Origin of the sequence: Pseudoduganella sp. R-32 (assembly GCF_049913245.1) — a bacterium.
Classification (GTDB): domain Bacteria; phylum Pseudomonadota; class Gammaproteobacteria; order Burkholderiales; family Burkholderiaceae_D; genus Rugamonas.
In genome coordinates this window covers 2,938,024-2,951,097 of sequence record NZ_CP183987.1, presented here as the reverse complement: position 1 = coordinate 2,951,097, position 13,074 = coordinate 2,938,024, and the positions used below count along the sequence as shown (strand labels likewise).

12 protein-coding genes are annotated in these 13,074 nt (G+C 64.5%); 3 read left to right on the top strand and 9 right to left on the bottom strand.

Translation table 11 applies throughout. The features are described 5' to 3' along the window. Nucleotides 1-143: 143 nt before the first annotated feature. The 4 genes from fliD to alr all read right to left on the bottom strand — a co-directional run bounded on the left by fliD (nucleotide 144) and on the right by alr (nucleotide 4,320). A complete protein-coding gene (gene fliD / locus ACN9MU_RS13585; RefSeq protein ID WP_426322966.1) occupies nucleotides 144-1,436 on the bottom strand; it encodes a flagellar filament capping protein FliD in 1,293 nt (430 codons plus the stop codon). Nucleotides 1,437-1,463: 27 nt separating this feature from the next. Next, nucleotides 1,464-1,784: a PilZ domain-containing protein gene (locus ACN9MU_RS13580; protein WP_426171317.1), complete on the bottom strand. Its 321-nt coding sequence runs from the start codon at nucleotides 1,782-1,784 to the stop codon at nucleotides 1,464-1,466. A 66-nt stretch (nucleotides 1,785-1,850) separates the two neighbouring features. Next, nucleotides 1,851-3,227: a DNA repair protein RadA gene (gene radA, locus ACN9MU_RS13575; RefSeq protein WP_130313671.1), complete on the bottom strand. Its 1,377-nt coding sequence runs from the start codon at nucleotides 3,225-3,227 to the stop codon at nucleotides 1,851-1,853. 4 nt (nucleotides 3,228-3,231) lie between these two features. After that, nucleotides 3,232-4,320, bottom strand: a complete 1,089-nt coding sequence (gene alr, locus ACN9MU_RS13570; RefSeq protein ID WP_426171316.1) for an alanine racemase — start codon at nucleotides 4,318-4,320, stop codon at nucleotides 3,232-3,234. A 126-nt stretch (nucleotides 4,321-4,446) separates the two neighbouring features. Here alr and lplT (ACN9MU_RS13565) point away from each other — a divergent pair, with 126 nt between their 5' ends. Together lplT (ACN9MU_RS13565) and lplT (ACN9MU_RS13560) are read left to right on the top strand one after the other, a co-directional pair. After that, entirely contained in the window at nucleotides 4,447-5,709 is a 1,263-nt protein-coding gene (lplT, locus tag ACN9MU_RS13565) for a lysophospholipid transporter LplT (protein WP_426322963.1), read from the top strand. Nucleotides 5,710-5,713: 4 nt separating this feature from the next. Continuing rightward, on the top strand, nucleotides 5,714-6,973 hold the full coding sequence (gene lplT, locus ACN9MU_RS13560; protein WP_426171313.1) for a lysophospholipid transporter LplT: 1,260 nt from the start codon (nucleotides 5,714-5,716) through the stop codon (nucleotides 6,971-6,973). On the opposite strand, the gene ACN9MU_RS13555 is transcribed toward lplT (ACN9MU_RS13560), so the two are convergent. From ACN9MU_RS13555 to tsaB, 4 genes are read right to left on the bottom strand one after another with little or no spacing between them, the layout of a single operon-like run. After that, a complete protein-coding gene (locus ACN9MU_RS13555; RefSeq protein ID WP_426344729.1) occupies nucleotides 6,970-7,947 on the bottom strand; it encodes a DUF1853 family protein in 978 nt (325 codons plus the stop codon). The genes lplT (ACN9MU_RS13560) and ACN9MU_RS13555 overlap by 4 nt on opposite strands. Beyond that, entirely contained in the window at nucleotides 7,931-9,193 is a 1,263-nt protein-coding gene (locus tag ACN9MU_RS13550) for a uracil-DNA glycosylase (RefSeq protein WP_426344728.1), read from the bottom strand. The genes ACN9MU_RS13555 and ACN9MU_RS13550 overlap by 17 nt, the downstream gene beginning before the upstream one ends. Continuing rightward, nucleotides 9,190-9,660: a ribosomal protein S18-alanine N-acetyltransferase gene (rimI, locus tag ACN9MU_RS13545; protein WP_426323748.1), complete on the bottom strand. Its 471-nt coding sequence runs from the start codon at nucleotides 9,658-9,660 to the stop codon at nucleotides 9,190-9,192. Before rimI ends, ACN9MU_RS13550 begins: the two co-directional genes overlap by 4 nt. Further along, the gene (tsaB, locus tag ACN9MU_RS13540) at nucleotides 9,660-10,358 is read right to left on the bottom strand and encodes a tRNA (adenosine(37)-N6)-threonylcarbamoyltransferase complex dimerization subunit type 1 TsaB (protein ID WP_426344727.1); all 699 of its coding nucleotides are present in this window, start codon (nucleotides 10,356-10,358) and stop codon (nucleotides 9,660-9,662) included. The genes rimI and tsaB overlap by 1 nt, the downstream gene beginning before the upstream one ends. 40 nt (nucleotides 10,359-10,398) lie before the next feature. On the opposite strand from tsaB, the gene ACN9MU_RS13535 reads away from it, so the two are divergent. Continuing rightward, nucleotides 10,399-10,821: a thioredoxin family protein gene (locus tag ACN9MU_RS13535; RefSeq protein WP_426344726.1), complete on the top strand. Its 423-nt coding sequence runs from the start codon at nucleotides 10,399-10,401 to the stop codon at nucleotides 10,819-10,821. Here the strand turns inward: ACN9MU_RS13535 and ACN9MU_RS13530 are convergent. Next, on the bottom strand, nucleotides 10,807-13,074 hold the full coding sequence (locus ACN9MU_RS13530; protein WP_426344725.1) for a molybdopterin cofactor-binding domain-containing protein: 2,268 nt from the start codon (nucleotides 13,072-13,074) through the stop codon (nucleotides 10,807-10,809). The genes ACN9MU_RS13535 and ACN9MU_RS13530 overlap by 15 nt on opposite strands.

Sequence of the window (13,074 nt, the reverse complement as noted above, 5' to 3'; positions counted from 1 at the left end):
CGTTCGAAATTGTCGCTGAATATCGCGGCGGACATCATAGGTTGGTCGACCGCTACCACGAGTAGCTTTGCGCTTCTGCAGAAGCGAGGCTCCGCAACAGATCCTCCGGGATTCTGGTGTCGGGGCCTTCAGTCTTTATGGGGTCAGGCAAACAGGTCGAAGAGCGACGAGGCGCCGCCCAGTTGCTCGTCCTGCGTATAGAGGCGCACCAGTGCCTGTGCTTGCACCGTGAGCATTTGGGCCATGGAGGATTTGCGGCTTTGCAGGGTATCGACTTCGCGGTCGGCCTGCGCCAGGGCTCGCGATACCACGCTGCGTTCGCCACCGAGGCTTTCAAGGCGCGAACCAAGGGCATCGGCCAAGCCCCTGCCCTCGTTGGTGAAGACCTTGGTCACCGCATCTGGGTTGGCGTTCATCGCGGCATTCAGGATTCCATTATCCAGCTTGAGGCGGCCATTCGTGTCGACCGACAGGCCGACATTGGCCAGCGCCTCGCTGCTGCCGCCCGCTGAACGCAGCAACTGATCGAGCTGGGTGCGTACCTGGCCCAGCGCCGGATTGCCGCGCAGCGCGCCTCTGCCCAGGTTGTCCAGCCGGTCCTGCAGCGCGTTGAAGCCCTTGACGAAAGCTTCCACGTTCTTGGCAACCTGGCTGTTGTCGCGCGCGATGGTGACCGTGGTGTCGCCTTCGTCGGTCAGCTTGAACGTGACGCCCTCGATGGCCGACTCCACAGTGTTGTCGGCGCTCTTGATGGTCTTGCCGTCAACGGTCAGGACGGCGTCCTGCGCCGCCTGGGTCTGGGTCGCCTGGCTGAACAGGCTGCGGATCGTGGTGTCGCCTGCTACTGAAATGCTGAGCTTGCTCGCTTCACCGCTGGCACTGCGCAATTGCAGCGCCGTGCCGGTGCTGGAGCGCACCAGGCTGGCATCGACGCCCGCCTCCTTGAGCGCATCGGCGATGCCCTGCAAGGTGTTGTTGCGGCTATCAATCGTGATGGTCTTGCTGCTGTCGCCGGTGCCGATCCGGATCACGGCCGGCGAGCCGGTACCGAGCCGCGTATCAGCGGTCTGCGCTTCGGGGCTGATGAGGATTTGCTGCTGGGCCAGTTGGCTGACCTTGACATCATGCGAACCGGCCGCCGCCGAGGCGCTAGTCGTCACGCCCAGCACGCCGCTGGCCGAACTGCTGCCGCGCGTGCTAAGGCCGGTACCGGCGAGGCTTTCTGCAATATCCTGGAACACCGACAGAGCCGATTGCAGCTGTCCCAGGCCGGAAAAACGCGCCTGGGTCAGGCTGATGCTTGCGTTGAGCTTGGCCGCGGCACTGCGCTGCGGCGCCAGCGTCTGTTCGACCCGGGCTAGCACTGCCTCCGACGGCGTACCAATGACGCTGGCATTCCCCAAGCCCAGCGAGGTCCCGTACATTGTGCTTAGCAAGCTGCTCACATAGTCCATAACCTAATATTAGCGCATGAACTTGGTTATTGCTCCGGCTGCTTCGTTGTCGAGTGGCGCAAAAGTGAAACCGATCTTGAATTCGTCGCCGCTGAAAATGCAATTGTTGACCTTGCCACGCGTATTGACGATTTGCGGCTTGCCATCGACCAGCATTTCGAACACGATCTGGCCGCTGGCCCCGACTTGCACCTTATGTTCGGAAGTTAGGGAAATGCCCGCCAGGCCGAGGTCGAAGGTACGTGCCGCCATCGGCGCGCCGCCGTCCATCACGATCATTGCCCGTACGCGCAGGATTTTACGGGCGCCTTGCCTTGAATCTACTAACAATTTCTTGTCCGGTTTCTGGTTGGAATCGAGCCTGTTATTGTAGCCAATATTTCGTAAAAATCTACATTACTGCAGCTCGCGCAAGCGATTGAATGCGTCGTCGATGCGCTCGACCGCAATGATGGTCATGCCTTCGATCGGCTGCTTGGGCGCATTCGCCTTGGGAATCATGGCGATCGAGAAGCCGAGCTTGGCCGCCTCGCGCAAGCGCTCCTGCCCGCGCGGCGCCGGCCGGATCTCGCCGGCCAGGCCCACCTCGCCGAATACCACGAAGCCATTCGGCAGCGCCTTGTTGCGCATCGAAGAATTGATCGCCATCAGGACCGCCAGGTCGGCGGCCGGTTCGGTGATCTTTACCCCGCCCACGGCGTTGATGAATACGTCCTGGTCGAAGGCCGCAATGCCGGCGTGCCGGTGCAGCACGGCCAGCAGCATGGCCAGGCGGTTCTGCTCCAGGCCGACCGACAGCCGGCGTGCGTTGGGCAGGTGGCTGGTATCGACCAGGGCCTGCACTTCCACCAGCAGCGGGCGCGTGCCCTCTTGCGTCACCATGACGCAGGAACCGGGCACCTGGTTTTCATGCGAGGACAGGAACAGCGCAGAAGGATTCGATACGCCCTTCAGGCCCTTTTCCGTCATCGCAAACACGCCCAGTTCATTGACCGCTCCAAAGCGGTTCTTGATGGCGCGCACCAGGCGGAAGCTGGAGTGGTTGTCGCCCTCGAAATACAGCACGCAGTCCACAATGTGTTCCAGCACGCGCGGACCGGCCAGCGAGCCCTCCTTGGTGACGTGGCCGACCAGGATGATGGTGGTGCCGCTCATCTTGGCCACGCGGGTCAGCTGGGCCGCACATTCGCGCACCTGGGCCACCGAGCCGGGCGCCGAGGCCAGCGCATCCGAATACAGGGTCTGGATCGAGTCGATCACCGCCACCTGCGGCTTCAGGTCGGCCAGCGTGCCGAGGATTTTCTCCAGCTGGATTTCGGCTTGCAGCTTGAGGTCCTTGGCATCGACCGCCAGGCGCTTGGCGCGCAGCGCGATCTGGGCGCCGGATTCCTCGCCGCTGACATACAGCACGCTCTTAACCTTGGACATATTGGCCAGCGCCTGCAGCAGCAGTGTCGATTTGCCGATGCCGGGGTCGCCGCCGATCAGCACCACGCCGCCCGCCACCAGGCCGCCGCCCAGCACGCGGTCGAATTCTTCAATGCCGGTGCCAAAGCGCGGCACGTCCAGCGCTTCGATATCCTGCAGCGACAGCACGGGCGCGGTCTGCGCCAGCGACTGGTGCTGGGCCTGCGAGAAGCGGTTGGCGCCGGCGGCTTCGATCACCGTCTCCACCATGGTGTTCCACTGCTGGCAGGACGAGCACTGGCCGGTCCACTTGCTGCTGATGCCACCGCATTCGCTGCAGGTGTAGTTGGTCTTTGCCTTGGCCATCTGCTTACGCCTCGATCACACGCACGCGTTGCGCCAGGGCGCACATCAACTCATAGCCGATGGTGCCGGCAGCCGTCGCCACGTCATCGATCGGCATGCCTTCGCCCCACAGCACCACCTTGCTGCCGACGCGCGCATCTGGAATATTGCCCAGGTCGACCGTCAGCATGTCCATCGAGACGCGGCCTACGAGACGGGTGCGCACGCCGTCCACCAGGACCGGCGTATCGACCGGCGCGTGGCGCGGGTAGCCATCGGCATAGCCGCAGGCCACCACGCCGATGCGCATGGCGCGCTCGGCCTTGAAGCGGCTGCCGTAGCCGACATAGTCGCCGGGGCCGATTTCCTGCACGCCGATCAATTCGCTGGAGAGGGTCATGGTCGGCTGCAGGCCGAATTCTTCCGCCGTCTGGCCGCCGGGGGTGCCGCCGTACAGCATGATGCCCGGACGGATCCAGTCGGTCGCCAGGCTGGCGCCCAGCTCCGGCATATGCAGGATGCCGGCCGAATTGCACAAACTGCGCGGGCCCGGCAAGCCGGCAGTGCCCTCATTGAAGCGGCGCACCTGTTCCGCCAGCGGCATGCACGGGTGGTGCAGTTCGTCGGCGTTGGCGAAGTGGGTCATCAGGGTAATGGTGCCAACGTGCGGGATGGCGCGCAGGCGGGCGTGGGCGGCGGCATATTCGCCTGGCTTGAAGCCGAGGCGGTTCATGCCGGTGTTCATTTTCAGGTGCACATTGAGCGGGCGCCCCAGCGGTGTGCGCTCGAGCATTTCAAGCTGTTCGATGCAGTGAACGGCGCCTTCGATACTATGTTCCGCCATTGCCAGCAAGTCCGCGGTGTCGAACCATCCCTCTAAAAGAAGAACAGGCTTGCTCCAGCCCATCTCGCGCAGTCGCACCGCGTTGTCCGGTTCGATCAGCGCCAGGCCGTCTGCGGCGGCGAAACCGCGCATGCCACGCTCAAGCCCATGCCCGTAGGCGTTGGCCTTGACCACTCCCCAGGCCTTGGCGCCCGGCGCACAGGCCTTGGCGCGCTCCAGGTTATGTTGCATTGCAGCGAGATGGATGTGCGCGACGATGGGCCTTGGCATGTCTAAAACCGGCAGAATAAGAAAGCAGCATTCTACCTTTTGTACCTGCCGGATGCTGGCCGAATTCTTGGGAAACCTTACTTTCCATGGTATAAAGCATGCCGAGATTATTATCTGGCGTCCTGAATGAATCGTGGTTTCTATACCATCATGGCCGCGCAGTTCTTTTCGTCGCTGGCAGACAATGCGCTGCTCATCGTGGCAATCGACCTGCTGGTGACCATGCAAGCTCCGGCGTGGGTCACCCCATTGCTGAAGCTGACTTTTGTGCTGTTTTACGTGCTGTTGGCAGCATTTGTAGGCGCTTTCGCTGATGCCTTGCCGAAGGGCCGGGTCATGTTCATTTCCAACCTGATCAAGATCTTCGGCTGCGCACTGATTTTCTATCATGTGCACCCGCTGGCCGCCTATGCGGTGGTCGGTTTTGGCGCGGCTGTGTACTCGCCGGCCAAATACGGCATCCTGACCGAACTGCTGCCGCCGGAAAAGCTGGTGGTAGCCAATGGCTGGATCGAGGGCCTGACCGTGAGCTCCATCATCTTCGGCATTGCAATGGGCGGCGCCCTGATCGGCGGGCCCGTTGCTGCGGCGCTGCTCCACTTCGATTTGCCGGGCATCGAAACGGGCCTGGACACGACGGCCGAAATCGCGCTGGCAGTGGTCGGCGTCACTTACCTGCTGGCGGCGCTGTTCAACCTGCGCATTCCGGATACGGGCTATGTCTACGAGCACCAGGAGCGCCACCCGCTGCGCCTGATCACCGAGTTCGCCGGCTGCTGCAGCATCCTGTGGCGCGACAAGCTGGGCCAGATTTCGCTGGCCGTGACCACCCTGTTCTGGGGCGCCGGCGCGACCCTCCAATTCATCGTGCTGGAATGGGCCAAGCAATCGCTGGGCATGCCTTTGAACAAGGCGACCAGCACCATCGCCATCGTTGCCGTGGGCGTGGCAGTGGGCGCCGGCATGTCGGCGCGCTTCATCACGCTGCGCAAATCGCTGACGGTGATCCCGCTGGGAATTGCCATGGGCATCATCGTGATGGGCATGATCTTCGTGCATGACGTGCGCCTGGCCTATCCCCTGCTGCTGGTCGTCGGACTGCTGTCGGGCTTCTTCGTGGTGCCGATGAATGCGCTGCTGCAGCATCGCGGCCATGTGCTGATGAGCGCAGGCCACTCCATCGCGGTCCAGAACTTCAACGAGAACCTGTCGATCCTGACCATGCTTGCGGTGTACTCGCTGATGGTGAAGCTGCACCTGAGCCTGAATACCATCATCGTGCTGTTTGGCCTGTTCGTCGCCGGCTCCATGCTTGGCATCATGCGGCTGCATGCGGCTAACCAGCGTGAGCACGACTCGCTCAGCCTGATCGGAGAGCATAAGCACTAAGGCGATGAAACGAGGTTTCTATACCATCATGGCGGCGCAGTTCTTCTCGTCGCTGGCCGATTCGGCGTTGCTGATCATCGCAATCTATATGTTGGGAGCCATGAAAGCGCCTGCGTGGATGACGCCGATGCTGAAGGAGACCTTCGTCCTGTTCTACGTGCTGCTGGCTGCTTTTGTCGGTGCCTTTGCCGATGCCCTGCCCAAGGGCCGCGTCATGCTGATCGGGAACATGATAAAGATTTTCGGCTGCGCCCTGTTCTTCTACAACGTGCACCCATTGGCCGCCTATGCTGTCGCAGGCCTGGGCGCTGCGATCTATTCGCCGGCCAAGTACGGCATCCTCACGGAACTGCTGCCGCCCGAAAAGCTGGTCGCAGCCAACGGCTGGATCGAAGGCTTGACCGTCAGCTCGATCATCCTTGGCACCGCGCTGGGCGGCGCCCTGATCGGCGGCCCGGTCTCGGCGGGCCTGCTGGCCTTCGACGTGCCTGGCATCGACACCGGCTTCGACACGGTCGGCGAGATAGCGCTGGCCTGGGTGGGCGTGGTCTACCTGCTGGCGACCGTTTTCAACTTGCGCATACCGGACACCGGTTATGTCTATGAGCGGCAAGAGCGCAACCCGTTCCGCCTGGTGCGCGATTTCGCGGACTGCTGCGGCATCCTGTGGCGCGACAAGCTGGGCCAGATTTCCCTGGCGGTTACCACCCTGTTCTGGGGCGCCGGCGCGACCTTGCAGTTCATCGTTCTGGAATGGGCCAAGCAATCGCTGGGCATGCCGCTGAACAAGGCCACCACCACCGTTGCCATCGTGGTGGTCGGCGTGGCGCTGGGCGCCGTGCTGTCTGCGCGCTTCATTACCTTGCGCAAGGCGCTTTCGGTGATTCCGCTCGGGATCGCGATGGGTGTGATCGTGATGTCGATGATTTTCGTGCACGACTTGCGCATCGCCTATGTATTGCTGCTGGTGGTCGGCGCTTTGTCGGGCTTCTTCGTGGTGCCGATGAATGCCTTGCTGCAGCACCGGGGCCACGTGCTGATGAGCGCCGGCCACTCGATCGCGGTGCAGAACTTCAATGAGAACCTGTCCATCCTTACCATGCTGGCCGTGTATGCCACGATGGTGAAGCTTGGCCTGGGCCTGAACACCATCATCGTACTGTTTGGCTTGTTCCTGGCGGGATCGATGCTGGCCATCATGGCGCTGCATGCCGCCAACCAGCGCAAGAAAGATTCGCTCGGCCTGATCGGCGAGCACCACTAGGACGGCAGGCCTCCGTCGCTGCGGCGCGCCTGGGCACGGGCGCGCCAATCATCCGGCACCACAAAGCCGCGCTCCACTTCTTCCAGCCAACCGCCCTCTTCCCGCACCGTTGCCACCAGCACGGGGCCTGGATCGGCGACGAACTTTTCCGCCAGGACGTCCAGCAACGCAGCGCGCGTGAGCGGAGCCGGCGTGGGCGTGCTTGCGTTGCGCTGGACTGGCGTGCGCAGCGGCGCCAGCCATTGCAGGCGCGGCATGACGATGAATTGCTCGCCTTGCGCGGCGGCTTGTTCGCTGTGGGTGCGCCAATAGCCGCGGCAGTGTTCAGGCGAAATGCCTTCGATCTGCGGCGCAGCTTCGGTGGCATGGTAGAACAGCCAGCCCTTGACCAGGGCCTGGGCCTGGGTGACGGGCGCGGGTGCGACTTTTTGCGCGATTGGGTGCTGTGATAGCTGCAACTGGGCGTTGAAGATCTTGCGCATCTTCAGGCCCAGCGTGTCGGCCAGGTTGGGGCCGACCAGGCGGTTGTAGTTGCCCGTATCGGGATCGCCGTCCAGCAGGTAGAACTTGGTGGCGAACTCGATATGGCGCAGGTTGGCGCTGCCCTTCTCGCGCAGGAGGAAATCGAATTCGCCAATGGTGCCGTTCCTGCCGTCGCGGACTTGCAGGCCGTGGGCAGCCAGTGCGCCGTGCTGGGCGAAGTAGAAGGCCATCAGCTTCTCGGCATACAGGCCAAGGCGCGAGTAAAAACGGTTGCCAAGGGCGTCCTCGAGCGGCGCAGGATCGGCGTCAAGGTCGTCCAGCCAGTTTGCCACCGCGGCCGTCATGGGGCCGAGCGTGGCGATCTTGCCCTGCCAGTGCGGGCTGTTCGGGTCGAGCAGGTCGGGCGAGTCGAGCAGCCAAGCCAGCGCGCGGACGTGGGGCCGCGCGAGATGGCCCCATTTGCGGTGGAATGTCCTAGCGTCGGCCGGCATGCGCGGCTTTGGCCAGACACAGGTCCTGCCATGCCTTGGCCTTCTCTTCCGGCTTTTTCAGCAGGTCGGCCGGGTGGTAAGTAGCGACGACCGGCACGGCGCCGTGCAGCATGATGCGGCCGCGCGCGGCGCCGCCAAGCAGGCCTTTGCCGGTGCTGTGGCCGAAGGCGACAATGACTTTTGCCTGCGTCAGTTCCAGTTCGCGCTGGAGGTATGGGCGGCAGGCCTGCAACTCTTCGGCGCCTGGCGCGTGCGGGGCGTGGCATTTCACCAGGCTGGTGAGGTAGGCGCCCTTTTCCGCTACCTGGCCGACGGCCTTCAGCATGTTGTCGAGCAGGTAGCCGGGATCGCCGGCGAACTGGTAACCTTCCGCATCCTCAGCCTGGCCTGGCGCGGTGTCGAGGGCGATCCAGGTCGCCTGCTCGTCGCCGCGGCCCGGGACGGCTTGCTGGCGGGTCTGGCAGCGGCCGCAGCGGGTGCAGGAGGCGATTGCTGCTCGCAGTGCAGGCCAGTCCATCTGGGCGATTTGTTCATCCGTTGCACCGCCGGGCGCCGGGGCGCTGGCGACGGCCGTGGCAGCGCCGCGCGGCGTTTGCTCCTCGTCGAACCAGGATGGCGGCTCGTCCATCGGGATATCGTCGTAGGCTGGGACGCCGGCAGTGCGCGGCGGCGTTGGCGCGGGCCTTGCTGCCGGCGCAGGACGCTGTGGCGGCGTTTCGGCGGGCTGCTCCGGAGCCGCCACTTTCTTGCGCTGCGGCTTGTATTCCGGCGTTGGGGCGTCGTCAAACCAGGACATGTCCTCGCCTGTCGATGCAATGCTTGGCGTGCCGGGCACGCGAACCGGTGCGGCCGGAGCCGGAGCGGCCTGCGCATCAGGCGCAGGCGGGATCGGCGGCGCCTGGCGCGCGCCTGTTGCCGCCCCTGGCGCCGTGGAAGCTGCGCGCGCGGCAGCGGCAGCGGCGGCGGCCGGCGATTGGGCGTTGGCGGGCGGGCGCGGTGGCGCGGCGGGAGCGAGTCCTGCGGCCGGCGCAGGGTCAAGGGCGGCGGCTTCCTGCTGTGCGGCAGGCAATTGCTGGCCGGCAGCGGGAGCGAATTGCACCGCGGCCGGCGCAGGTTGTGCGTCGGCGAACGCGTCATCCACTTCACCGGCGCCGGCGGCATCAGCCGCAACCGGGCGATTGCGCAGGCGCCACTGCGGCCCCACGCCCATCTCCTCCAGGAACACGGCAGACCGGCGATCGCTCATAGGCCAAAACGCATCACGATAGCGTCCTCGCGGGTTGAATCGGCAGCGGGATAATAGCCTTTGCGGCGGCCGATTTCGGCAAATCCGTAGCGCTGGTAGATCTCCAGGGCGCGCACGTTGGAAGGCCGCACTTCCAGCAAGATCGACTCCATGCCAAGGCCGCGCGACAAGGCGACCGCCTGGTTCACCAGCAGCCGTCCCACGCCGCGGCCTTGCCAATTGCGCGACACGGCCACATTCAGCAGATGCGCCTCGTCGACAATTCCCATCACCAGGAAATATCCCATCAACTGGCGATCCTGCGCGCGCAGAATCCAGGCGTGATAGCCCTGCGACAGCGAATCGGAAAAATTGGCGCGGCTCCATGGGTAGGGGTAAACCTCCTGCTCCACCGCCACCACCTCATCGAGGTCGCTTTCCTGCATTGGCTCGTAGATTAGCCGGGCCAGGTCCCATAACTGATGCATCATGCCTGCGACGCCTTCATCTCTTCACGTTCCGCCTTGGTATAGGCAACCTTATTGCGCAAGTACAGCGGCTGCGCCTGTGCCGCAGGCACGGCGTGGCCGGCGGCGAAAGCAGCACGCCCGAGCTGCGCAACCTGCACCGCATGCGGCATCACTTCGCCGTCGGCGCCATCGGCAAAGGCCTGGCCGGCAAACGCCTCGGCATAGGCGGCGAAGCCATTGCCGCAGGCGCGCGCCGGGCCGGCCGGAGCGACACCGGAAGGAGCCGACAATGCCGGAGGCAGGATCGCAACCGGCAGGCCGCCTTCAAAACGGTATTGAGCCCAATAGACCTCGTTCATGCGCGCATCGAGCACCGTGAGGACTTCGCCGGAGCCGTGGCGTTCGCGGCAAGCCAGCGCCATGGCGTCCAGCGTGACGACGTGCAGCAACGGCAAGCCGGCACCAAAACCAAGCCCCTGGGCGATGCCGCAAGCGGTACGCACCCCGGTAAACGAACCGGGGCCCGCGCCATAAGCTATGGCATCGCAATCGCGCAGGACAATGCCTGCCTCGGCGAGCAATTCCTGGATCATGGGCAGCACTGCCTGCGAGTGGGTGCGCACGCCGGACGATTCGCGGAAAGTCACGCGCTCCCCGCGCAGCAGGGCGCAGGAAGCCATTTCAGAGGATGTTTCGATTGCAAGAATGGTAGCCATGGCCGGTATTTTACCCTGTGGGCATGTACAATAGCACCCCATGCACAGCACTACCCTACATGCCGACAACCGCGCCGAAGTAGCCGCCGCGCTGGCGCAGGACCACCTGGTCGTGGCCTGCCTGTGCGCCGCCTGGTGCGGCACCTGCGCATCCTACCGCGCGGTCTTCGAGGAACTGGCAAGCCGCCACCCGGACAAATACTTCCTGTGGGTCGATATCGAAGACCACGCGGACCTGGTCGGCGACCTTGATGTCGAAAATTTCCCTACCCTGCTGATCCAGCGCCACGAGCATGTGGCCTTCTTCGGCACCATGCTGCCCGATCCGAACGTGGCGCACCGCCTGATCGAAACCCAGGCCGAACTCTCCGACGAAGAACTGGAACGCCAGGCGGCGTCCACCCCGGAACGCCGCCAATGGCAGCAGGAATGCAACCTGCGCGCCCTGTTAGGCCAAACGTAAGGGAAGGCTGCGCAGGCGCTGCCCCGTCAGCGCGAACACCGCGTTTGCCACGGCCGGCGCGATCGGCGGGGTAGCAGGTTCGCCGACGCCTTCCGGCGGCTCGGCGCTCAGCACGATCACAGTTTCCACCAGCGGCACCTCGTTCATGCGCAGCACTGGGTAGTCGGCGAAATTGCTTTGCACGACCTTGCCGTCCTTGATGGTGATTTCACCGCCCAGGGCCGCCGACAGTCCGTAGACCACGCCCGATTCCACCTGCTGCGCAATGATGTTCGGATTGACAGCGATGCCGCAGTCGATCGCGCACACCACGCGATGCACGCGGATCTGCTTGTCCTGCACCGACACCTCGGCCACCTGCGCGACGATGGTACCGAAGGACTGGTGCAGCGCCACGCCATGCGCGCGCCCTTCCGGCGCCTTGCCCGCCTTGGAGATGGCCGCGTTCAGCACCGCCAGGTGGCGCGGGTGGCCAAGCAGCATGGTGCGGCGGAATTCCACCGGGTCCTTGCCGGCCGCACTGGCCATTTCGTCGACAAAGCTCTCCTTGAAGAAGGCGTTTTGCGAATGGCCTACCGAACGCCAGTTGCCCAGCGGGACGGCGCTGTCGGCCACGACGTGGTTGATCTGCTGGTTCGGAATTTCGTACTGCATGTCGTACACGCCCTCGGCAGTCGAGCGATCCGGCCCGGCAGCGGGCATGCGCAGGTTGCGCCTGGTGAACTGGTGGGTCAGCGCGCCGCCGGCCGTCTTGGCTTCCCATGCAATGATATTGCCGGCCGCATCGAGGCCCGCGGTCATGCGCGCCACCGCGGCCGGACGGTACACGTCGTGCGTGGTGTCGTCTTCGCGGCTCCAGATCACCTGCACCGGCAGGCCCTTGGCTTCACGCGCAATGGCAACCGCCTGCGCCACCATGTCCATTTCCAGGCGGCGGCCAAAGCCGCCTCCCAGCAGGTATTCGTGCAGGATCACATTGGCTTCACTGACGCCGCCGACGCGCGCGGCAGCGGCGCGGGCAAAAGTCGGCGCCTGCGTGCCGACCCATACCGTGACCTTGCCGTCCTTGACCTGCGCAGTGCAGTTGATCGGCTCCATGCAGGCATGCGCCAGGTAAGGCACGCGGTACACCGACTTGATGGTGCGCAGTGCGCTGGATGCCTGCGCCATGTCGCCGCGCTTGTGGTAGTTGTCGCCGTCCTCCGCCTCCAGGGCGTTGGTCAGCGATGCATAGATTTCCTCGCTGGAGAGCTTGGCGTTCGGGCCTTCGTCCCAGCGGATCGGTAGCGCGGCGGCTGCCTGCCTGGCCTGCCAGTAGCTGCGCGCAAGGACGGCAACGCCGGCCCCGGCGCCATAGTTCTTTTCGATGGCATTGGAAAAGTCGATCACCGACAGCACGCCCGGCATCTTCACCACCTCGCCCGGCGTCACGCCTGCGACCTTTCCGCCCACCACGGGCGACATGCGCACCGCCGCATACACCGTGCCCTCCGGGCGCACATCGATGCCATACAGCGCCGTGCCCTCCGACTTGATGCGCGAATCGCGGCGCGGCACGCTGGTGCCGATCAGGCGGAAGCTGTGCGGGTCTTTCAGGGTCACCTTGCCCGGCTGGCCAAGCGCAGCGCGCGCGGCGACCACGCCGTAGCCGACCGATTTCTTGCTGATGTCGTGATACAGCACGCCGTTCTCGGCACGCACCTGCTCCGGCGGCACCTTCCATTGCTGGGACACTTCGGCAACTAGCATGGCACGCGCAGTGGCCCCGGCCTCGCGCATCGAAGTCCAGGCATCTTTCACGCTGGACGAGCCGCCGGTAATCACGATACCCATCTCGCGCGCCACCTTGCCCAGCATCCAGCTCGCCAGCTCGCGCGAGCGGCCGGTATCGTCCGGATGGAACGGCAGGGTTTCACGCATCACCGCCAGGTTGGCGTAGATCTTGTCGGCCGGCGCCTGGATGACCTTGATCGCGTCCAGGCTCACATCCAGCTCCTCCGCCACCAGCATGGACAGCGCCGTGTGCACGCCCTGCCCCATTTCCGCGCGCGGCATGGCCAATTGCACGCTGCCGTCGGGGGCAATGGCGATCCAGCCGTTCAGGGCGACGGCGCCGTTTTCAAGCGGCAGCGGCGCCTGCCCGCGCACGCGCTGGCGCGGCGGCATGACACCCCAGCCCACCACCATTGCACCGGCGACGGCAACGCCGCTCAGCAGGAAACGGCGACGGGAAAATTTCTTCGGTTTGAGCAT